The organism is Bacillus sp. LBG-1-113 (assembly GCF_020708615.1).
Lineage (GTDB): Bacteria > Bacillota > Bacilli > Bacillales > Bacillaceae > Bacillus > Bacillus mojavensis.
In genome coordinates, this window is the sequence record NZ_JAJFDG010000008.1 from 103,011 (window position 1) to 123,902 (window position 20,892).

Here is a 20,892-nt window from a genome sequence, read left to right on the forward strand (position 1 = left end):
AAAAAAAACCAGTGTGCATCGAAAGGCAATCGACACTCACTGGTTTGGATAAGTTTTCTGCTTCTTTAATTAATCTGATCTTTCATTTGTTTGTAGCGCTGATATTCCTTTATCGCCTCTTCTACCTTCCCGTTTTTGTTAAATATCTGCATTTTGTATTGCATAATTTTATGATCGAAAGGTTCAATTTTCTCAACCTGCAGACAAATGTCCATCGCTTGACTGTAGTTCATTTCATGCATGAAAAAATCAATCAATTCATATGCCTTGCCGATCCACAGTTGGGCAAGACGCGTTTTTTCCGGTTCTGCCCACAAGTAGCCGTACTCCATAAAGTAATGGTTTTCGTATGACATTAACATATCCATGTGCTGGTGTAAGGTAGATGTATTAAGCGGCGGAGCCTCTTTTAGTGACCTTTCCCATTCAACAACATCAATCTTTACTCCTGAAAAACGAAGAATATACCCTGTTTCTGTTTTCTCGATTGATTGGCCGAAAGGAACCTGGCCGATTAATTTCCGGATTTGGTAAATGGTTGAGTAAAGCTGGGTGCTTGCTTTTGAAACATCATAATTGGGCCAAAAAAGGTCGATTAACAGGTCTTTACTGACGACACGTCCTTGATTATGAAGTAAAAAAGCATAGATTTCACGCGCCTTGGACGTTCTCCATTTGACCGGTATGTTTGTCTTGACGCTATTTAAGGTTTGATAAAACTGCAGGCTTCCAAAACATTGAATGAAATAATGCGCCTCGGTATTTTCTGCAGGTGCCCTGAGCTTGTTATTCGTTCTGATACGTTCAACTGTTGTCTCAAGCCGCTTGTAAATGACAGGCTTCAGCAAATAATCAATGGCATTCAGCTCAAACGCTTTGATAGCAAACTCATTATAAGCCGTGATAAAAATGACTTGGACGTTTTCATTCTGCGCTTGAATCGCTTCAGCAAGCTCAATGCCATTAATTCCGGGCATTTCAATATCAAGAAACACCGCATCTATAGCAGGAATCGCCGCATGCTCCAGAGCTTCAATCGGATCTTGAAATGCCGTAATAGATTGAAAGGCGTTTGTCCGTTCAAGCATATTCTTAAAATGAAGCAATGCCAGATGCTCATCATCAACAATTAACGCGTTCAAAAACACATCCCACCCTATATGTAAAATCGAGATATTAGTAAATATCTTCTATTATATCATGCCAAATAGCCCCTTTAATTGGATTCTTTTTCTTGCTATTGTTGCTTTTGAAAGTTTACATTTACAATATTTATAAAAAATAGGAATGTAGAGTGATCCTATTATAAAGGAGCATTGATATGAAAGAAAAATTTATTTTCATTTCGATTATTTTCGGTTATGCCGCTTTGTTTATGGTTTTTATAGCGATTGATCATCTTTTTGGATCAACACTTCCTGAAGCAAAGCATGGGGTCATGAACTTGGAGAACTGGGATTTTCAGAAGGATGGGAATGTACAGCTAAACGGAAAGTGGACATTATATCCAAATCAGATTTTATCGCCAAAAGAGATTGCTTCAGCAAAAGGAAAAGATCCCCTCTTCGTTGATGTCCCCAGTAATGTGAAGCTGGCCAAGCAAGGTATCAACGTGGATTACGGAACGTACAAGCTGACGATCAAATCAAAGCTAGACAATCAGGTTTTCGGGGTCAGCACGTCGTTTATTTACAGTGCAAATCGCAGCTATTTTAATGGACAAGTCATAGGCCAAAGCGGCAGCCCCTCAAATAAACCTGATTTTACAGCACAAAACAGACCGTATACGAGCTTTTTTCCGCTTCACAAGGGTGATAATGAACTTGTCGTACAATTTTCGAACTTCGGAAAAACGCCGGGGTGGGGAATCGCAAAGCCGATTACCTTTGGAACCCAGGACCAAATAGTGCGTGAAAACAAAATTTCCTTTCTTAATGATACGGTCATGATTACAGCATTTTTCATTACCGGATTATATTTTCTGGGCTTTTACCTGCAAAGAAAAAAGGATAAACATTTGCTGTTTTTTTCTGTTATGTGCCTTTTGTTTTCATTCATTATTCTGATGATCGGAAAAGAGCGGATTATATTCCTCCTCTTTCCGTCCATTTCATTTTCATTGTTAAATTCAATGAGGGCAATCTCAACTGTGTTTGTCAGTATAGCGGTTTTTCTCTATCTCTATTTTGCTTACAGAGAGATTGTGTCAAAACGTTTTATTCTCATAGCCACTGTTTCTTGCGGGCTGGTCTTGATCATAGATTTTTTAACCGTTGGGTTTATCGGCCACTCCTCATACATACTACATTCCGTGCTAGCCGTTTCGACCCTGGTTTATATCACATATATTTTTACGATCGCAGCGATCCGCAAAATGGAAGGAAGCCTGTATCTGACAATCGCTTCTATATCAATGAGTGCTTTTGTCATTTTAACGACCATCTCCGCTTACACAGGAAAAACGGCTTTTTCTTTTAATTCGATCTACTCATTGCCGACAGTCATTGCGTTGCTGGCGATTGTTCTTCTCATGGCACAGCAATTTGCCGGCGCATTCCGCGAAAATGAAGTGCTGTCGTGGAAATTACTCAGGGTTGACCGGCTGAAGGATGAGTTTATAGCGAAGACATCGCATGAATTTAAAACACCGCTGAACAGCATTATTAATATATGCCAAACGTTGCTGGCCGGCAAAGGAAAAAGAACGATAGAAGAAGAGAAAGAAAACATGCAGCTTGTTATCCGCATGGGCTACAGGCTGTCCAATCTGGTGAATGACATCCTGGATTTAGAAAAAATAAAGCAAGGCATGCTTCAAATTCACCCGGTGCCTGTTGATATTTATGCTTTAGTTTGTTCGGAAATGAATTTCTATAATCTCTTATCGAGACATAAAAACTTAAATATGATGAATCATATTCCAGACGACCTTCCTTTAGTGCTCGCAGATGAAAACCGCTTCCGCCAAATATTAACCAATTTAGTAGACAATGCAATCAAGTATACAGCGGAGGGCCAAATCACACTTTCTGCTTCAAAACTGAACGATAACATGATCAAGGTGACAGTTACGGATACCGGAAGCGGCATTTCCGAAGCCGATCGCCAAACCATCTTTGAGTCTTTTCAGCAAGCAGAAATGAATAAAGACGACGGAGCCGGTCTTGGCCTCAGTATTGTCAAACAGCTGGTCCAGCTCCAAAACGGGGACATTTGGGTCGAATCAGAAGAGGGAAAAGGGTCGGCATTCCATTTCACATTGCCCATTGTCCATCATGAATCTGTGCCTGAAACCAAAACAAGTCTTCCAGAATTACAATCCGGGCTAGAGATGTCAGGTATCTCTTTAAGCACGCCCTATTACTCTGAGAAAATTGACGCACCAACCATTCTGATTGTCGATGATAACATTGACAGTTTAAAAATTTTAAGCGATATGCTTGAAGGCGTGCCCTACAATGTAATTGCTGCAAAAAACGGAACGGAAGCATTAGAAGTGGTTTCTTGCACGAAGCTTGATTTGGTGATTCTGGACTTGATGATGCCGGATATGACTGGTTTCGAAGTCTGTACGAGAATTCGTGAACGATTCACTATGGTTGATCTTCCGGTTCTGATCATTACAGCAGCCATCATCGGCCATGACAAATACAAGGCTTTTCATGCCGGAGCGAATGACATTTTGCAAAAACCTTATCATTACTCTGAATTTATGGCGCGTATCAAAAACCTGATTATGATGAAACATACAGCAAACCAAGCGACAAATATGGAGATGGCATTTCTGCAGTCGCAAATCAAACCACACTTTCTCTACAATGTGTTAAACACAATTATTTCACTCAGTCATTTGGATATTGAAAAAGCGCGAGAGATAACAGCTGAATTTACTAACTATTTAAGAATGAGTTTTGATTTCCAAAATACATCAGCCATCAGTTCATTCAGAAACGAGCTTTCTATTATCAATTCCTATCTCTCCATAGAAAAGACCCGCTTCGGCGATCGGCTGGACATTCTTTTCAATATAGACAAAGACATTGACTTCATCCTTCCGCCTTTAATGATTCAGCCATTGGTGGAAAATGCAGTCCATCATGGCGTCAGCAAAAAAAGAGGCGGAGGATGGGTTAAGCTGACCGTAAAAAAACAAAGCAGGAACGAATATTACGTCGAAGTTGAAGATAACGGTGTTGGCATTGCGCCGGAAAAACAAAAGGATATCCTGTCTCAAGACTTCGATCGCAGCGTCGGACTGAAAAATATCAACCAGCGTCTCAAGCATTTTTGCGGCGGTGAATTGAACATCCGCAGCATCCCGGATGCCGGCACAGCTGTTTCGATGGTCATACACATTACTGAAACAACAGATTCTCCTAAATTTATAAGCACGTCTCCGGATGCGGAGGAACAATAAAGAATACGGTAATCCTTGACCTATAAAAAAGACTGCCGCATTCCAGCGGCAGTCTTTTTTTATTCTGGAGATCTTGTCTGCTGCTTCAGCAAGTCCCTGATTTCTTTCAATAACTCTTCTTGCGCGTCCGCCGCTTCCTCCTCGGCCTCTTCTTCCGCTTCTTTCTTGCGCCTCAATTGATTCAAAGTCCGAATCATAATAAAAATAGAGAACGATATGATCAAGAAATTCACAATGGTTTGAATGAAGCTGCCGTATTTGACGACCGCATCACCGAATGTAAATGACAGTCCCGAAAAATCAAGCCCGCCCAGAAGCAAGCCAACTAAAGGCATAATGATATCATTAACGAGCGATGTGACGATCTTACCGAACGCGCCCCCTATGACAACACCAATCGCAAGGTCAACAATGTTCCCGCGCATGGCAAAGGTCTTAAACTCTTTCCACATTACAATCACCTGCTTTTTTGTTTTGAAAGAAAAAAAGACAAATGTGCCGCTGCCCATCTGTCTTTTTTTCACTTACTCGCCAAGGGCAAAAGTCAGTTCCACTTCGCAAACCACTTCGCCGTCAACTTTGGCAACGCCTTTTCCGCGCCCGATTGTGCCTCGCGCACGAATGATCTCAACCTCAAGGTGAAGCTGGTCACCTGGTTTCACTTGTTTTTTAAACCGGCAATTGTCAATGCCGGCAAAGAAAGCCAATCTGCCTCGGTTTTCTTCTTTAATCAGCATGGCAACAGCGCCGACTTGGGCAAGTGCCTCTACGATTAATACGCCGGGCATAACCGGATACTGAGGAAAATGGCCGTTAAAAAATTCTTCATTTGCGGTTACATTTTTATATCCTGCGGCCCGTTTGCCCTCTTCAACTTCCGTAATCCGGTCTACGAGCAAAAACGGATAACGGTGAGGAATAATTTCTTTAATTTGCTGAGTATCAAGCATTCTCTTGACATCTCCTTCATCTGCGTTAGTATGTATAGCAATCATTTATGATCCAATCTGTACATTTGAAAAGTATATTATGAATGAATCTCTTTTTCAACCTGCACCCAAAGTGTAACCAACTGTCAATGAGAGCCGTCAAAAGTTGTGATATGATAATTATAGATTTTACCATTAGCAAAGAGGTAGGAAAATGATTTCAAAGTTTATAGAAAAAAGAATGCAAAAAATGTTAGACGAGTGGTATACCGCTATTGGCAAACGCAAAATGGATGACGCAGCAGCACTTAAAGAGGAAATCGATCAGAACCTTCCGAAGCTTAAAAGGAACACAAAACTTTGGATGCGTTATCAATTGTTCCTCGCACGGCATCAGCTGCTTTATGAAAACCAGGACGGTCTGGATTCATTATTCCATGATTTATATGAACAGGAAGAAAAAATGGATGATGAATTGAAATATTATCTGCACTTTTTCTCAGGATTATATGAAATGGTAAAAACCGCTCCGAAGCATGCGGTGAATGGTTTTAAAAAAGCTGAGCAGCACCTGCACGCGATTCAAAACTCATTTGAAGCCGCTGACTTTTATTATCAAACCGCCGGCGCCTATTACTTGATGAAATCACCGCCGCTTTCCATCCAATATGTTGAAAAAGCTTTAAATATCTACTTGCATCAATTCGGCTATGTAAAAAAGGTGATCAGCTGCAAACTGCTGCTCGCTGTAAACTATATTGATCAAGAACGCTATGATGAGGCTGAACAGCTTTTCAAAGAAATCATCAAGAAAACCCAGCAGTTAAATGACGATAACCTGCTATGCCATGCTTATTATAATTTGGGCTTTTTAAAAGCAACCGAAAAGAAAGACCATGAAGCACTTCTATACTTTAAAAAGGTATTGAAGAATCAGGAATTTGAAACCAATTCTCCAGTATCCTATCTTCACTGTGTGTATGAATCCGTCAGAGCCCTTTTTAAAACAGAAAAGATCTCAGAAGGAAAAGCGGTTTTGCAAAAAGGAAAAGAATTATCTGAAAAAGTAAACATTCAAACAATTCAATTGAAATTAAAAACACTTGAAGCGCTCTATACGTCTGCTGAAGACCCTTATGATACCTTGCTTGAATATGTGCTTGAACTTGAAAAAATCGAAGCTTGGGTGGATTTAGAGGTGCTTTTGGAGGACATCACGGAATACTACAAAAAAAAGGACGATTTCGAAAAAGCCGCCTTTTTTATACTGCGCGGCTGATTGAAAACGCCCCTCTCTCTATTATCTGACAGAATTAATCAAACCGAGCATCTGATCACCCATTGTAATCGTTCTGCTGTTCAGCTGATAAGAACGCTGAGACGTAATCAAATCTGTCATTTGTTTAGAAATATCCACATTTGACATTTCAAGTGCACCCTGCTGCATGCCGATGTTTTGTCTGTTTGCGCCATTCAGCTCTTCAAAGGCTGCCGCATTATCAATGGAGAAAAGATTATTTCCTTCGGATTTCAGCTCTTGAGGATTGTTTACTTGGATAACTCCGAGATTAAACCGCTGTACTGTATTCCCGTTAGACGCGGTTAAGGTCCCGTTATCATTGACCGTAATTTTTTTCATTGAGCTGTCTATGTTTACTGCATTGCCGTTTTCATCAAGCACGGGATGACCGTTGCCTGTCACGAGCTGAAGCTGGTTGGCATTATCAGCTGAAGGCGATAAATAAAGCGCCCCGTCCCTCGTATACTGGCGATTGCCATTCACGTTAACCTGCAGGTATTGGTAAGGAGACGTAAAAGCGATATCCAGATCGCGCTCCGTCTTCTGAATACTTCCTTGATCAGATACAAGCCGTGAATTCATCATCGCTCCGACGCCAAGGCGCAAGCCGGGCGGCGTTTTGCGGGATTGTGCCACTTCTTCGTTTTTTTCATCAACCTGATCGAATTGCTGTCTGACGAGCTCAGAGAAATTCGTATCCTTAGCCTTATAGCCGGTTGTGTTGCTGTTGGAAAGGTTGCTGCTGATTGTGTCAATCTGCTGCTGCAGCTGGTTTAAGGTTGTTGATGCCGTTAGCATTGACCTGAGCATAGTTGATGTCCCCCGTTTTTTCTTCCGTTATCTTATATTTTTCCGATTTCATTGGCTGCTTTGTCCATACTTTTGTCATAAGCTTGAATGACCTTCTGGTTTGCTTCAAACGATCTGTACGCTTCAGTCATTTCTGTATAGGCGCTCGTCACATCAACATTCGAAAGCTCCGAAACGCCTTGTTTTAATGAATAGGATACTTGGTTATTGCCAGCCGCGCTCGGCAGGTCATTTCCGTCAGCCGTACTGTACAAATCATTGCCATCTTTTTTTAGATTTCTGACATCCTCTGCCATTCTGACATCAATCTGTCCGGCTGTTCGTCCGTTCGCAGTAACAGTACCGTTTTCAGACACGGTGAAATTTTCATTTTCGACCGTAATCGGCTGTCCTGTCGTTGATAAAACGGTATTTCCGTTAATCGTCAGCTGATTATTCTCATTTAAAGAAAACGTGCTGCTTTTTGAATAACGGACCCCATTCTCCGTTTGAACCGGATAAAAAAGGGCGGCATTTTCATTTGTTTCCGCATGAACCGGAACTTGATTTTCAACCAATGTGATGTCTGTAGGCTGATCCGTCGACTTGAGGCTTCCCTGTGTAAAAAGAGGCTTAAGCTCCTGCATATAGACACCGGTATTAACGGAACCGATTTCTGTTTTCGATGTGCCAGCCGGAGATTTTGATTCAATTCTGCTAAGAAGCATCTCAGGGAACGCGCGCAGCGAGCCTTGGTCTGCTTTATATCCGGATGTATTTGCGTTTGCGATATTATTTGAAAGCATTTCCGTTCTGCGCTCTTGGGCAATCATTGCGGATGTTGCGGTATATAATCCTTTTAACAAGTTTTCCACCTCTAAAATGGCATTTTTTCCAGTTGTCACATAGGAACATTCGTTCTATAATATTAATCAGTATTTTATCCTATTATCGGCATTTCCCATCAATTCGTGAAGAGTTTTCATAAAAAAACCCCATTCTTTTTCAGAATGAGGTTTGAGTGATCAGCTTAGTTTGCGTTTAGGAAGCTTGTCCATATTATCAAGCATAACACCTGTTCCGACTGCCACACAATCCATTGGATTTTCAGCGACAAGCACCGGAACCTTCAGCTCTTCAGCGAGCAGCTGGTCGAGGCCGTTTAAGAGCGCGCCTCCGCCGGTAATGATAACGCCGCGGTCAATGATATCAGCGGACAGTTCAGGCGGTGTTCTTTCAAGCACTTGTTTCGCAGCCTGCACAATAACAGCTACAGATTCACGAAGGGCTTCTTCTACTTCTTTGCTGTTTACTGTAATTGTTCTTGGAAGACCGGAAACCATGTCCCGTCCGCGAATGGAAATTTCTTCGTGACGTGCGTCTGGGAAAACTGTTGCGACTTTAATCTTAATATCTTCCGCAGTACGTTCGCCGATCAGCAGCTTGTACTCGCGTTTGATGTAATTTAAGATTTCCATGTCAAACTTGTCCCCAGCCATTTTAATAGAAGAGGAGGTGACAATATCGCCCATTGAGATGACTGCGATATCCGTCGTCCCGCCTCCGATGTCTACAACCATGTTACCGCTCGGCTGGAATATTTCCATACCCGCGCCAATAGCGGCAACTTTCGGTTCTTCTTCAAGGTACACATGTTTACCGCCGCTTTTTTCAGCAGCTTCTTTGATGGCTTTTTGCTCAACTGATGTAATATTCGTCGGGCAGCAAATAAGCATGCGCGGTTTTGAGAACAGGCCTTTTACGTTCAGCTTGTTAATAAAATGTTTCAGCATTGCTTCTGTTACTTCAAAGTCAGCAATAACTCCGTCTTTCAGCGGGCGAATCGCAACAATATTCCCAGGTGTACGTCCAACCATTCGTCTTGCCTCTTCGCCAACCGCCAGCACTTTGCCGCTGTTTTTATCAAGTGCAACTACGGAAGGTTCATTCAGAACAATTCCTTTACCTTTAACATGGATCAGTACATTTGCAGTACCGAGGTCAATACCAATATCCCTTGCAAACATCTATTTATATCCTCCTTGAAAATCTGTTTCACAGTAAATATCCACATTGTGCCCTAATTATATATATTATCATAAAATATAGAAAAAAAGTTGGAAGCACATTAAGTTCTTTACAAATTTTTGCGGATGATCTACAAACGATTTCCGGAAGACAATGCAGGCTGATTTGCCCTGGGTGATTATGGCTGGCGAACGGGCTCTCCTTCGAGAATTTCATCCTTTTTATACTTGAGTTTTGTTGCTTCTCCTCCTCTTAAATGCCTGATGGATTTATGATAATCGAGTATTTCTTTCACTTCGTTTGCCAAGTCAGGATTGATTTCAGGCAGACGCTCTGTTAAATCCTTGTGTACTGTACTTTTGGAAACACCAAATTCCTTCGCAATGACACGAACGGTTTTCTTTGTCTCCACGATGTACTTTCCTATCTTGATTGTTCGCTCTTTGATGTAATCGTGCACACCACTCGACCTCCCTAAAATGGATGTGAGAAGTGTGAAATGAGATCCGTATTCTGTAAAGAGTCATTCATTATGCAGCTTCTTTGTTGTATGATTTTACAAGTAAGTTTGTGAAATATGCCCACGATCCCTCACCTCAAACACTCTCTTTGTTAGGTTTGTAACAGTGTATTAGCATTCTTTTGGGAATATGCTAAAAACTCAATAAGGACAAGGGGTGAAACGAATTTTTCGGCTTCCGCTAACTATTTCGCGTCACTAAACTTTTATCTTTACATCCGTTCATCGCTCCTGTAAAATGAAAAAGCAATTAGTTACTTAGGTAAGTTTTTTAGAAGGAGACCGAAATGACCTACGTCAACAGACACCTCATTCATCAAATCAACCAAAGCGCCCGCCTGATTGCCAAAAAAGCCAATGAACAGCTGGAGCCATTCGGCCTTTACTCATCTCAATGGTCAGTTTTATATTGTTTGCGTACGATTGGACCAATGACTCAAAAGGAGATTTGGTCCTATTTAAATGTGGAAGCCCCGACCGTAACCCGGACGATCAAACGCCTTGAAGAAAACGGCTGGGTACAGAGACGGCAAGGTGAAGACAAACGGGAAAAACTCGTTGTCCTCACAAAAGAAGCAGAGAAGAAATACGAAGAAATCAATGTGAAAATGCTTAAATTTGAGGAAGAACTGCTCGCAGATTTCCGTGATGAAGATAAAAAAGTGTTTTCTCATTTATTTCATTTGTTCTTACAACAATGAAAATAAGGAAGTGACATACATTTGAAAAAGTCTGAACCAATTTGGACCAAAGATTTCATTATGGTCGTTCTCGTGAACTTGTTTATTTTTGTGTTCTTTTATACATTTTTGACTGTTCTGCCTATCTATATGATACAGGAGCTTGGCGGTACTGAATCTCAGGGAGGGCTGTTGATCAGTCTGTTCCTGTTATCCGCCATTTTCACTCGTCCTTTTTCAGGGGCTATTATAGAACGGTTTGGGAAAAAGAGGATGGCGATTGTATCGATGGCGATTTTTGCCCTTTCTTCTTTTCTTTACCTGCCGATTCATAACTTCTATTTGCTGCTTGGATTGCGGTTCTTCCAAGGAATCTGGTTCAGTATTTTAACCACTGTAACCGGCGCGATCGCAGCTGATATCATTCCAGTTAAACGCCGCGGCGAAGGGCTTGGATACTTTGCCATGTCTATGAACCTCGCAATGGCTATCGGTCCGTTTCTCGGATTGAGCCTAGTGAAAATTGTGCCTTTCTCTGTCTTCTTTACAATTTTTGCGGTGTTTATGATTGTCGGGCTGTTTGTTACATTACTCATTAAAGTGCCAAACAGCCTCAGCAGCGGAACGACTGTATTCCGCTTCTCTCTTTCGGATATGTTTGAAAAAGGCGCGCTTAAGATTGCGATTGTAGGACTGTTTATATCATTCTGTTATTCAACAGTTACAGCATTTTTGTCCGTTTTTGCTAAGTCTATTGATCTATTAAATGTCAGCGGCTACTTCTTTGTTTGCTTTGCTGTTACGATGATGGTTGCGCGTCCGTTTACAGGCAAACTGTTCGATAAAGTCGGAGCGGGGATTGTGATTTACCCTTCAATCCTGATTTTCTCTGTCGGACTTTGCATGCTTGCCTTTACGCACAGCAGCTTGATGCTGCTATTATCCGGAGCTGTGATCGGACTCGGATACGGCTCAATCGTGCCGTGCATGCAAACGCTGGCGATACAAAACTCACCGGCACACCGTTCAGGGTTTGCGACAGCAACGTTCTTTACGTTCTTTGACAGCGGAATTGCCGCAGGATCGTATGTGTTTGGTTTATTCGTTGCTTCCGCAGGTTTCTCATCTATTTACTTATCAGCGGGTCTATTCGTTCTGATTTCTCTTCTTCTCTATGCATGGAGCCAGAAAAAACCTGCTGTAGCCGAACCTGAAGGAAAAGTGTCGATTGCAGAATAGCTTGTCAGACTGCCGGAATTTGCCGGCAGTCTTTTTTTGCATAAAAAACGGCATTCTGCTCCGTTTAACGGAATAGAATGCCGCTTGTTCATGATTCAATAATCGGACGCGCAGGTGAATCCGGGTCTAATGTAAAATCAAAAGACTCTTCGTCGCGATACATCGGATCTGCATAGAGAGAGCCGACATCGTTTTTCGTTGCTTTTTGATAGGACGGAAATGAGTCGTATTCTGTCTTTTTCCACATCCATAAGCCGTCTTTATCTGCTTCCTTATGGTAAACGTTATGATTGACTGTATTTCCTTCATTGGTTTTAAATTCGTTGGCAATAAACAGCCTAGAGTCACTTGCCGTCATAATATTTTTTTCTATTATGTTGTTTTTTGTATCATGCTGCAGCAATAGCTGACCGCCATACAGCCCTTTTGTGTCGTTTCGGAACATCATGTTGTGAGCAATCACAGAACCGGCGGTGCCGCCACGCTCCTTGTCGTATCCGCCGATTGAAATCCCCGTATATGCATTCTGATACACCTTGTTGTCGGTAATCTTTATATCCTCAGCATATTTCCCTTTGTGCTCAGAAGTTGCTTCAATACCGATATCGTTTCTGTATACCGTGTTTTTCCTGATGTCAATACTGCGTCCTCCGTCGACATAGATTCCGCCCGCTGAGTACTCATCTCCATAAGCCGGATTTCCGAAAGTTGAATGATGATAGACAGTATTGTTTTCTACGATGCCGTTCCGCACATAATCGTTTTGATCTGCCGTTCCTTCATATCCGATAAGATCGATGCCAATATTGTTATTATCACGGACCAGATTTCCCGCGATTGTAAAGCCGTCAATGTTTCCGTTTAGCACAACCGCTTCACTCGCTCCGAGTGTCAGCTTTTCAACGGTATTATCCGTGATTTTAATGTCTTTCATGCTTCCCGTTCCATACACTGCAATTCCGTGGGCATTGCCCTCATCTGCCGTTGTTTTTATATTCCGAACATGATTACCCTTAATCGTGATATGGCTGCTGGAGCCAGTCACATAAATTCCCATGGCGGTTGCTTCTTCAGATGAAACAGAGAGATTCTCAATCGTTAAACCGCTGATTGTGATGTAATGTTTATTGTCTATGCCGATTAACGGCGTTTCATATTTTGCGCTCGTGATAGATTTCCCGGTAATCACTGCTTTCTCGTTCTGATAGTTTCGAAACGTGACAGGCTTCCCGTCCGTGCCGCTATGCTTCACTTCAAGCGGTTCATCATACGTGCCTTCACGGATTAATACGGTTGTTCCGGCAACAGCTTCCTTAGCGGCGTGCGCCAGTGTACGAAATGGCTTAGTTTTCGTCCCTTCATTTTGATCATTGCCGTTAGGAGAAACATATAAGCAATTCACTGATTCATGTTCATTTGCTGCCGTCTTATCATAGATTAAAGCGATGATCACAGCAGTTAAAACAACTGCAGCAGAAATAAAAAATGGTAGCTTCATATGGGATTCTCATTTCTATTTAGAATGGATTTTCTTCTACCATTATAGGTTATCCATTTATGGAAAACCATCTCAAATCCATTCCACTGCAGAAAACGCTTATTCCGCACGAAGCACCTGTTCAGAATCATACTTTCCGACAGCAGATGATACCGGCGGGTGAATCCGCATCAGAGCAATATAGACAAGAAATGATGTCAGTACACCTACAAACCATGAGATGTCATATAAGCCCTTTAATGCGGGGACATACATCCCGATTAATGAGATGAGTGCGCCTAAAAGCGTGGCCGCGAATGCCCGGTAGTTATAGCCTTTAAAATACACATACCGTCCGGTTTCGGAATATAGATCATCAACCGAGAGCTCCCGCTTGCGAATGATAAAGTAATCAGCCATCATGACGCCTGCCACCGGACCGAGCATGCCGCCGATTAAACCGAGAAACGCATAAACGCTGGTTGCGCTCTCCATGAGCTTCCACGGAACCGTAAATAAAGCGAGCAGGGCTGTGATAAAGCTGCCTCGTTTAAAATTAATATATTTCGGCAAAGCATTCGCAATATCATAAGCGGGAGACACGATGTTTGCTGCGACATTAACTGAAATGGTGGCAATACAGAGCGTAATCACAGATAATACGATGACATAAGGATTATCAAACCTCGCCAAAATATCAACCACGTCCCAAATCGGCTCGCCGAAAGCAACCTGTGAACCGGAGGTCACCGTAATACTGGCAAACGCAAATAACGCGAAGGTTCCAGGCAAGCCGTAAAACTGGCCTTTAATCTGCTCTTTTTGCGTTTCCGCAAACCGTGTAAAATCAGGTATGTTTAAAATTAACGTCGCCCAGATACCTATAATGCCGGTGACTCCGGCAGCAAACGGCCAAAACGTTTCTGAAAACGTGTGAAATTTCCCAGGCTGCGAATAGATTGGCCCGAGTCCTCCGGCTATATCGACCGCCCACCATACCATGCCGCCAAACACCACATATACTAAAGGACCTGCCCATACCTCGAAACGCTTAATCGATTCCATACCGTGATGCAATACAAGTAAGTGCACAGCCCAAAAGAATACGAAAGAAAGGAAACCAGACAAGTGGATGCCTAGAATATTCCATTCCCCGCCAATCTCTCCCCAGCCGGGCCACATATTTAACAGCAAAATGTTCAGCGCCGTGCTCCCGGCAAAGGTTTGAATGCCAAGCCACATAATGGCTGTAAAAGCCCTCAGAAGCGCCGGAATGTTCGCGCCGTAAATTCCGTAAGAAGCCCGGATAATCACAGGAAATGGCAGCCCGTATTTTGTCCCTGCATGCCCGTTTAAAGCGAGTGCGCCAAACAAAATAAGCGAGGCCGTAATAATGATCGCCAGCACCTGCCACGGTGAAAGCCCAATCGCAATTAATCCGCCCACTGTCGCGTAGGTCGGTATATTATGTATGCATCCCATCCAAATGGAGGCGAAGTTCATTGCTTTCCACGTGCGTTTTTCCTGCCCTAAAGGCAGCAGATCCTCATTGCTCAGCCTGTTTGATTGCAGATGACCCTCTTTTAATTCCATAGCCGGCTCCCCTTTCAGCTTGTCTATCTTCCGTCATATGTATAGTTTTCTAACATAACATGTGACTTAATATAACTGAAAAGTCAGACAAATACATCAGCTATGATACACAATCCTTTTATTTATTTTTGAGCATCTTAAACAAGAAAAAGAGACAGACTCGTATATCTGTCTCTTTTCTCATGATCTTGTTTTCATTAAGGCGGTGAATCTCAAAGCCATAAACAGGCTCAATCCGCCTACAGCAATAAGGATCATTCCCATGATATCAAAATGAGCCGCTGTAATCTCTTTACCGAACAGAAGGCCCAGAATCACCGAGGACAAAATCGAACCAAGGTAACGGCACGTTTGGAACAGGCCTGAGGTAGTTCCCACCATGTCTGAAGGGCTCGTTTTCAGCATCGCTGCCTGAAGCGCTACGTTTCCAAGTCCGTAACCGATGCCGAGCAGCGACAGGATCAAGCCTTTCCCGATAACCGGAACGCTGATAAAAAAGACCGTTAATAGCACAGCGCCCGCGGTCATCAGAAGCGATCCCGCCAAAATCGGCTTAATGACTCCCGATCGATCAATCCACTTGCCTGTAATGGGCGATATAGCGATGCTCATACCCGACATGAACAGCATAAACAGACCGCTCGTTTGGACAGAAAGATGCATTTCATCCTGAAAATAACTCGGCAACCCAAAAAATAAACAGTAGAAGAATACATTAAGTAAAATAAACTGAACGTATACCGCTGACAGACTTCGCTGCGTTTTAAACAGACGGACATCAATAAACGGCTTCTCCGTTTTCAGCTCACGCCAGACAAATGCGGCAAGCAGAATGACACCAATCACACCTTCTGACATATGCGGGGATGTGCTGAACGAAAGCAAAAAGGACAGGAGCAAAATGATCCCGCCGGCAAACAAAAGGATTCCCGGAACATCTAGCTGCCGGATAACCGCTCTGATCCCCACCCCTTTTTTCTGATCCTTTGGGAACATATACATCCCTAACAGGAAGCTGAGGATAATAAACGGCAGATTGACGATAAAAATTGCCGGCCAGCCGCCCCAGACAATCAAAAAACCGCCGACTGTCGGCCCCAGCGCTGTCATTGCAGATGCAAATATGGACAGAACCGCCATGGCTGAAGCCTGGCGCTCATGTATGTGGTTTCGTATCAGCCCGACTCCCGACGGATAAATCGCACTGCTCCCCACCGATTGAAACAGCCGCATGACCAATAATGTCATAAAGGTTGGCGCAAGCGGCGCCCCGATGGCGGAAACCGCCACAAGAATAAGCCCGAATAAAAACAACCTTTTCCGCCCAATCAAATCGCCAAGCTTTCCCGTCACAGGCTGGGCCACAGCACTCGCCAAATAGAAAGAGGAGATCAGCCAGGAAACCGTCGTAAATGACAGGTGAAACTCATGCTGGATGCTGTGGAGCGCCAGAGAAATCATAGACGAGTTCAGCGGATTCAGCATCGTTCCTGAAGCTACCGCTGTTAAAAAGACAGCACGGCTCTTTTTTGATATTTTCATTTCACTTGTGATAAAAATTCTTCTGTTGTCCGCGATTTACCGATTCTCGGGAAAATAAAGCGCAGTGTCGCTTCATGCTCTTCCTCACTGAACGTGGACATCGCGTCAGTAATAAAAATCTGCTGATAGCCAAGCTGAAAGGCCTCGCGAGCCGTACTTTCCACTCCGATATTCGTGGCAATGCCGCATAGTACAATGGTATCAATGCCGCGGCGTCTCAGCTGCAAATCTAAGTCCGTGCCGAAAAACGCGCCCCACTGGCGTTTGGTCACTGTGTAATCTCCGTCCTGCACACCGATTTCCGGAACAAATTCCGCCCAGTCCGCCGGCATTTCACCTGAACCTTCCTGCGCCTGTTCATCCGTTTCCGGCTTTAGCGCATCTGCTCCGTCATGGAAGGCTACATTCACAAAGCTGATAAAGCCGTTATGCTTTCGGAATTCGTCAACAAGTTTTTTCGCATTCGGGACAACCTGTCCGCTTTTGTCTATTGGCACAATTCCTTTTTGCAGATCAATGATAACCAATGCTGTGTTTTGAAAATCAATGGTAAGTGTGTTCATTTTGCGTTTCCTCCTGATGCTGGTTAGTGTTTCTCACATCCCATATTTTACTCTTCACTTCACATGAATTCTTGCATGACGCTTGTGAAGTTCTCAGGAGAAGCGCTTATCTCACGATTTTTCTTTTATATAAAAATAAAAGGTGGTGCATACAAACATACCGGCAAGCACTGCGATCATAAAAGTTGTCATAGCTTCGTCACCTGCCTGCCGTTAATCGGCTGCTGATTAAACATGCCCATAAATTTGCGGCGGTCAATCCAAAGCAGAATCAAACACATGATCATTAATATCGTACTGAGATCCTGCACGCCAATATCAAAACAATAGTTAATCATGACGATGTTCACAATAATCGGCATAAATACAACGGCACCTAACGCAGATGTTCTTGGAATCAACAGCAAAACTGCAGCAATGATTTCTCCAAAGCCTATAAATACTTCATAGACATGGGAATAACCAAAAAATGTCCACGCAATTGTAAATCCCTTTCCCTTTCCCACCGCAGCTGCAATTTCAGGTGTTACTCCCCCAAACTGCCCCATGACCACTTTCGCCAGGCCGTACACAACAAAATTAAAGGCCAAAAACAACCGGAATGTCGCCGGAATGGACTTTCTTAACGCTCTCAGCAGCCTGCTGCCTTTATTCATATCGCATCCTCCTAAGTGTATTACATCAACTAGTACACTTAATACAGTATATGACATTCTATTTTTTGTCAATTCCCTTTTTTCTCATAAAATCAGAGTTATTTTATAGACACAAAGTCTTGTATAGTAAATACCGTTTTTTCTTCCCTCTTCCGCATCGATAACACACACTAAAAAAACATGTTAGGAAATCTCACATGAAAATGTTTTATCATTCTTTTTTCTCTATAATGAAGAAATATAATAATTGCTTTTATTCTGAAAGATACGGAGGAATGAGACATGCAAATGGGCGATACAGTATTTATGTTCTTTTGCGCTTTACTCGTGTGGCTGATGACCCCGGGGTTAGCGTTATTTTATGGAGGCATGGTAAAAAGCAAAAATGTGCTGAGTACAGCAATGCACAGTTTCTCTTCCATCGCCATCGTTTCCATCGTTTGGGTGCTGTTCGGATATACACTTGCCTTCGCACCAGGCAATTCAATCATTGGCGGACTGGAGTGGGCAGGTCTGAAGGGGGTCGGATTTGATCCGGGTGATTACAGCGACACGATTCCCCATTCATTATTTATGATGTTTCAAATGACGTTCGCGGTTCTGACAACTGCTATCATTTCCGGGGCTTTCGCAGAGCGGATGCGATTCGGCGCTTTTCTTTTATTCTCGGTTTTATGGGTTTCTTTGGTTTACACGCCGGTTGCTCACTGGGTATGGGGCGGAGGCTGGATCGGCCAGCTTGGCGCGCTTGATTTCGCGGGCGGAAACGTTGTTCATATTTCTTCCGGGGTGGCCGGCCTTGTTCTGGCCATCGTGCTCGGCAAACGAAAAGACGGCACAGCGTCTTCTCCGCACAACCTCATTTACACCTTCTTAGGAGGCGCCCTGATTTGGTTCGGCTGGTTCGGTTTTAACGTCGGCAGCGCCCTGACATTAAACGATGTGGCCATGTACGCCTTTATTAATACAAACACGGCAGCTGCAGCGGGGATTGCCGGCTGGATATTGGTGGAATGGATCATCAACAAAAAACCGACGATGCTCGGCGCGGTATCAGGAGCGATTGCAGGACTTGTGGCCATTACGCCGGCGGCCGGGTTTGTCACACCGTTTTCTTCTATTATCATTGGCATCATCGGCGGAGCGGTTTGCTTCTGGGGTGTCTTCTCGCTGAAACAGAAATTCGGATATGATGACGCGCTTGACGCCTTTGGCCTGCACGGCATCGGCGGCACATGGGGCGGCATCGCGACAGGATTGTTCGCAACAACTTCAGTCAACTCCGCTGGTGCAGATGGTTTATTCTACGGGGATGCAAGTTTAATCTGGAAACAAATTGTAGCGATCGCCGCAACTTATGTTTTTGTATTTATTGTCACATTCGTTATTATTAAAATTGTAGGCCTCTTCCTGCCCCTACGCGCAACCGAAGAAGAAGAATCACTCGGGCTTGATTTAACAATGCACGGGGAAAAAGCATATCAAGATTCTATGTGAGGAGTGACGCTATGAGCGGTCAAATGTTCAAGGTAGAAATTGTAACGCGTCCGGCAAATTTTGAAAAGCTGAAGCAGGAACTCGGAAAAATCGGAGTCACCTCTCTGACCTTCTCCAATGTTCACGGCTGCGGGCTTCAAAAAGCACATACGGAGCTTTATCGAGGGGTAAAAATAGAAAGCAATGTATATGAACGGTTAAAAATTGAAATCGTGGTCAGCAAGGTTCCTGTTGATCAAGTAACTGAGACCGCTAAGCGGGTTCTGAAAACGGGATCACCGGGTGACGGTAAAATCTTTGTCTATGAAATCGGCAATACGATTAATATCCGCACCGGCGAAGAAGGACCTGAAGCGCTGTAATATCATTAAGAGATTCGGACACTCCGGATCTTTTTTTTTGCGAACAGAAAAAACCCCCAGAAAACGTGGTACCCATTCGAATCCTCTTCAAGCGCCATGATTTCAGACAATCTCTATTTTTATTTGAAACTTTTTCTGAGTAAGATGAGTCTACTTAATATAAAAATGTAAAAGGTGATTATTTGAATTACGAAATATTTAAAGCTATCCATGGATTATCTCATCACAATTCTGTTCTCGATTCCATTATGGTTTTCATAACGGAATACGCGATCGTTGCCTATGCGCTTATCTTATTGGTGATGTGGCTGTTCGGGAACACACAAAGCAGAAAGAACGTGCTGTACGCAGGAATTACAGGAATTGCGGGTCTTGTGATTAATTTCTTGATTACACAAGTTTATGTTGAACCACGCCCTTTCGTCGCTCACACAGTGCATACGCTGATTCCGCACGATGCAGATGCTTCTTTTCCGAGTGACCACACAACGGGAGCGCTAGCTATTTCGATTGCAATGCTTTTCAGAAACCGTAAAATCGGCTGGCCGCTCGTCATCTTCGGGCTTTTGACCGGTTTTTCACGAATTTGGGTGGGACATCACTATCCTGTAGATGTGTTGGGCAGTCTTGTTGTCGCGATCATTATCGGGTTCCTGTTCTTTAGATTTTCAGATTTTCTTCGCCCGCTCGTTGATTTAATCGTCCGAATTTATGAAGCGATTATCAATAAAATAACGAAAAAACCAACCGATCAAAATTTCTAAGATAAAGCCGGCCTCTGAATGGAAGAGCGCCGGCTTTAATATTTTTCATACATCTCATGTCTTTTCCGTTTTGCGAGACCAAATAATCCAATAAACAGGGCAATCCCAACACTGTCAATGAGTACATCCCGGATGCAGCCGTTTCTGCTGAAGAAAAGCTGAATGATTTCTGTAAAAACGGCAAACATGAATGCTCCGGCCGAGGCCCATTTGATATTGTTCCATTGCTTCCACAGCAAATATGTCAGCACGAAGAAAGAAAACGCGTGCCCGATTTTTTGAATTACAGCTTCAGGCGTAGTCAGCTGAGCAAAATCCATGTCTAAAAATTGGTATAAATCAGGATGCAGATGAAAATGAAATGTCACTGTCTGCGACACCACCATATCGCTGAAGCTTTCTGTGCAGACAGAGAGTAATATGAAGAAGGTCCAGCCCGCAAGTAATAGCCGATTCATCTAAACAGCCTCCTTTCCAGCAGCATCTTGTGCATGTAAATACATAGACGGCACAGTGAAACAAAAAGTAACAAAAAA

General features: G+C 43.2%; 21 protein-coding genes and 1 pseudogene. 8 read left to right on the forward strand and 14 right to left on the reverse strand.

All coding sequences use genetic code 11. The features are described from left to right. Window positions 1-65: 65 nt before the first annotated feature. Entirely contained in the window at window positions 66-1,142 is a 1,077-nt protein-coding gene (locus tag LJF29_RS17045; RefSeq protein WP_229149804.1) for a response regulator, read from the reverse strand. A gap of 803 nt (window positions 1,143-1,945) precedes the next feature. Here LJF29_RS17045 and LJF29_RS17050 point away from each other — a divergent pair. Together LJF29_RS17050 and LJF29_RS17055 are read left to right on the forward strand one after the other, a co-directional pair. Beyond that, window positions 1,946-3,208: pseudogene (locus tag LJF29_RS17050) on the forward strand (ATP-binding protein); the annotation flags it as partial. Window positions 3,209-3,436: 228 nt separating this feature from the next. Next, window positions 3,437-4,417 (forward strand): histidine kinase, encoded by a 981-nt coding sequence (locus LJF29_RS17055; RefSeq protein ID WP_229149863.1) that lies wholly within the window; start codon window positions 3,437-3,439, stop codon window positions 4,415-4,417. 59 nt (window positions 4,418-4,476) lie between these two features. On the opposite strand, the gene mscL is transcribed toward LJF29_RS17055, so the two are convergent. Together mscL and fabZ are read right to left on the reverse strand one after the other, a co-directional pair. Beyond that, window positions 4,477-4,869 carry a large conductance mechanosensitive channel protein MscL gene (gene mscL, locus LJF29_RS17060; RefSeq protein WP_010332174.1) on the reverse strand — a complete coding sequence of 131 codons (393 nt, stop codon included), beginning with the start codon at window positions 4,867-4,869 and terminating at the stop codon, window positions 4,477-4,479. 72 nt (window positions 4,870-4,941) lie between these two features. Further along, window positions 4,942-5,367, reverse strand: coding sequence for a 3-hydroxyacyl-ACP dehydratase FabZ (fabZ, locus tag LJF29_RS17065; protein ID WP_010332175.1), 426 nt, complete (start codon window positions 5,365-5,367; stop codon window positions 4,942-4,944). A 193-nt stretch (window positions 5,368-5,560) separates the two neighbouring features. On the opposite strand from fabZ, the gene LJF29_RS17070 reads away from it, so the two are divergent. Further along, on the forward strand, window positions 5,561-6,625 hold the full coding sequence (locus LJF29_RS17070) for a tetratricopeptide repeat protein (protein WP_010332176.1): 1,065 nt from the start codon (window positions 5,561-5,563) through the stop codon (window positions 6,623-6,625). 21 nt (window positions 6,626-6,646) lie between these two features. Here LJF29_RS17070 and LJF29_RS17075 read toward each other — a convergent pair whose 3' ends face one another. The 5 genes from LJF29_RS17075 to LJF29_RS17095 all read right to left on the reverse strand — a co-directional run bounded on the left by LJF29_RS17075 (window position 6,647) and on the right by LJF29_RS17095 (window position 10,048). Beyond that, complete coding sequence (locus tag LJF29_RS17075) at window positions 6,647-7,456, reverse strand: flagellar hook-basal body protein (RefSeq protein WP_010332177.1); 810 nt, start codon at window positions 7,454-7,456, stop codon at window positions 6,647-6,649. A 32-nt stretch (window positions 7,457-7,488) separates the two neighbouring features. Then, entirely contained in the window at window positions 7,489-8,301 is an 813-nt protein-coding gene (locus LJF29_RS17080; RefSeq protein WP_229149805.1) for a flagellar hook-basal body protein, read from the reverse strand. Between the two features lie 159 nt (window positions 8,302-8,460). Continuing rightward, complete coding sequence (gene mbl / locus LJF29_RS17085; RefSeq protein ID WP_010332179.1) at window positions 8,461-9,462, reverse strand: cell shape-determining protein Mbl; 1,002 nt, start codon at window positions 9,460-9,462, stop codon at window positions 8,461-8,463. 179 nt (window positions 9,463-9,641) lie between these two features. Then, window positions 9,642-9,923 (reverse strand): sporulation transcriptional regulator SpoIIID, encoded by a 282-nt coding sequence (gene spoIIID, locus LJF29_RS17090; protein ID WP_010332180.1) that lies wholly within the window; start codon window positions 9,921-9,923, stop codon window positions 9,642-9,644. 14 nt (window positions 9,924-9,937) lie between these two features. Further along, window positions 9,938-10,048: a protein usd gene (locus tag LJF29_RS17095; RefSeq protein WP_081720816.1), complete on the reverse strand. Its 111-nt coding sequence runs from the start codon at window positions 10,046-10,048 to the stop codon at window positions 9,938-9,940. Window positions 10,049-10,270: 222 nt separating this feature from the next. Between LJF29_RS17095 and LJF29_RS17100 the strand changes: the two genes are divergently transcribed. Continuing rightward, on the forward strand, window positions 10,271-10,684 hold the full coding sequence (locus tag LJF29_RS17100) for a MarR family winged helix-turn-helix transcriptional regulator (protein WP_229149807.1): 414 nt from the start codon (window positions 10,271-10,273) through the stop codon (window positions 10,682-10,684). 21 nt (window positions 10,685-10,705) lie between these two features. Then, the gene (locus tag LJF29_RS17105) at window positions 10,706-11,902 is read left to right on the forward strand and encodes an MFS transporter (protein WP_229149809.1); all 1,197 of its coding nucleotides are present in this window, start codon (window positions 10,706-10,708) and stop codon (window positions 11,900-11,902) included. 88 nt (window positions 11,903-11,990) lie between these two features. Here the strand turns inward: LJF29_RS17105 and LJF29_RS17110 are convergent, their stop codons facing one another. The 5 genes from LJF29_RS17110 to LJF29_RS17130 all read right to left on the reverse strand — a co-directional run bounded on the left by LJF29_RS17110 (window position 11,991) and on the right by LJF29_RS17130 (window position 17,733). Beyond that, window positions 11,991-13,400, reverse strand: coding sequence for a DUF1565 domain-containing protein (locus LJF29_RS17110; RefSeq protein ID WP_229149811.1), 1,410 nt, complete (start codon window positions 13,398-13,400; stop codon window positions 11,991-11,993). Between the two features lie 99 nt (window positions 13,401-13,499). Continuing rightward, a complete protein-coding gene (gene pucI / locus LJF29_RS17115) occupies window positions 13,500-14,972 on the reverse strand; it encodes an allantoin permease (protein WP_229149812.1) in 1,473 nt (490 codons plus the stop codon). Between the two features lie 180 nt (window positions 14,973-15,152). Further along, window positions 15,153-16,514, reverse strand: a complete 1,362-nt coding sequence (locus LJF29_RS17120) for an MFS transporter (RefSeq protein WP_229149817.1) — start codon at window positions 16,512-16,514, stop codon at window positions 15,153-15,155. After that, window positions 16,511-17,077 carry a hydrolase gene (locus tag LJF29_RS17125; protein ID WP_168748950.1) on the reverse strand — a complete coding sequence of 189 codons (567 nt, stop codon included), beginning with the start codon at window positions 17,075-17,077 and terminating at the stop codon, window positions 16,511-16,513. The genes LJF29_RS17120 and LJF29_RS17125 overlap by 4 nt, the downstream gene beginning before the upstream one ends. 188 nt (window positions 17,078-17,265) lie before the next feature. Further along, window positions 17,266-17,733: a hypothetical protein gene (locus LJF29_RS17130; protein WP_044159677.1), complete on the reverse strand. Its 468-nt coding sequence runs from the start codon at window positions 17,731-17,733 to the stop codon at window positions 17,266-17,268. Window positions 17,734-18,015: 282 nt separating this feature from the next. Between LJF29_RS17130 and amtB the strand changes: the two genes are divergently transcribed. The 3 genes from amtB (at window position 18,016) to bcrC (ending at window position 20,356) form a co-directional block, all read left to right on the forward strand. Beyond that, complete coding sequence (gene amtB / locus LJF29_RS17135) at window positions 18,016-19,230, forward strand: ammonium transporter AmtB (protein ID WP_024123127.1); 1,215 nt, start codon at window positions 18,016-18,018, stop codon at window positions 19,228-19,230. Between the two features lie 11 nt (window positions 19,231-19,241). Next, window positions 19,242-19,592, forward strand: coding sequence for a P-II family nitrogen regulator (locus LJF29_RS17140; RefSeq protein ID WP_010332189.1), 351 nt, complete (start codon window positions 19,242-19,244; stop codon window positions 19,590-19,592). 182 nt (window positions 19,593-19,774) lie between these two features. Next, window positions 19,775-20,356 carry an undecaprenyl-diphosphate phosphatase BcrC gene (gene bcrC / locus LJF29_RS17145; RefSeq protein WP_229149818.1) on the forward strand — a complete coding sequence of 194 codons (582 nt, stop codon included), beginning with the start codon at window positions 19,775-19,777 and terminating at the stop codon, window positions 20,354-20,356. A gap of 35 nt (window positions 20,357-20,391) precedes the next feature. On the opposite strand, the gene LJF29_RS17150 is transcribed toward bcrC, so the two are convergent. Continuing rightward, on the reverse strand, window positions 20,392-20,814 hold the full coding sequence (locus tag LJF29_RS17150; RefSeq protein ID WP_229149819.1) for a VanZ family protein: 423 nt from the start codon (window positions 20,812-20,814) through the stop codon (window positions 20,392-20,394). Between the last annotated feature and the right edge of the window lie 78 nt (window positions 20,815-20,892).

Coding starts and splice junctions, on each gene's coding strand:
- LJF29_RS17070 (WP_010332176.1), top strand. CDS start 5,561: ATGATTTCAAAGTTTATAGAAAAAAGAATGCAAAAAATGTTAGACGAG.
- LJF29_RS17130 (WP_044159677.1), bottom strand. CDS start 17,733: ATGAATAAAGGCAGCAGGCTGCTGAGAGCGTTAAGAAAGTCCATTCCG.
- amtB (WP_024123127.1), top strand. CDS start 18,016: ATGCAAATGGGCGATACAGTATTTATGTTCTTTTGCGCTTTACTCGTG.
- mbl (WP_010332179.1), bottom strand. CDS start 9,462: ATGTTTGCAAGGGATATTGGTATTGACCTCGGTACTGCAAATGTACTG.
- LJF29_RS17125 (WP_168748950.1), bottom strand. CDS start 17,077: ATGAACACACTTACCATTGATTTTCAAAACACAGCATTGGTTATCATT.
- pucI (WP_229149812.1), bottom strand. CDS start 14,972: ATGGAATTAAAAGAGGGTCATCTGCAATCAAACAGGCTGAGCAATGAG.
- LJF29_RS17110 (WP_229149811.1), bottom strand. CDS start 13,400: ATGAAGCTACCATTTTTTATTTCTGCTGCAGTTGTTTTAACTGCTGTG.
- LJF29_RS17100 (WP_229149807.1), top strand. CDS start 10,271: ATGACCTACGTCAACAGACACCTCATTCATCAAATCAACCAAAGCGCC.
- LJF29_RS17075 (WP_010332177.1), bottom strand. CDS start 7,456: ATGCTCAGGTCAATGCTAACGGCATCAACAACCTTAAACCAGCTGCAG.
- LJF29_RS17055 (WP_229149863.1), top strand. CDS start 3,437: ATGCTTGAAGGCGTGCCCTACAATGTAATTGCTGCAAAAAACGGAACG.
- LJF29_RS17120 (WP_229149817.1), bottom strand. CDS start 16,514: ATGAAAATATCAAAAAAGAGCCGTGCTGTCTTTTTAACAGCGGTAGCT.
- fabZ (WP_010332175.1), bottom strand. CDS start 5,367: ATGCTTGATACTCAGCAAATTAAAGAAATTATTCCTCACCGTTATCCG.
- LJF29_RS17140 (WP_010332189.1), top strand. CDS start 19,242: ATGAGCGGTCAAATGTTCAAGGTAGAAATTGTAACGCGTCCGGCAAAT.
- mscL (WP_010332174.1), bottom strand. CDS start 4,869: ATGTGGAAAGAGTTTAAGACCTTTGCCATGCGCGGGAACATTGTTGAC.
- LJF29_RS17150 (WP_229149819.1), bottom strand. CDS start 20,814: ATGAATCGGCTATTACTTGCGGGCTGGACCTTCTTCATATTACTCTCT.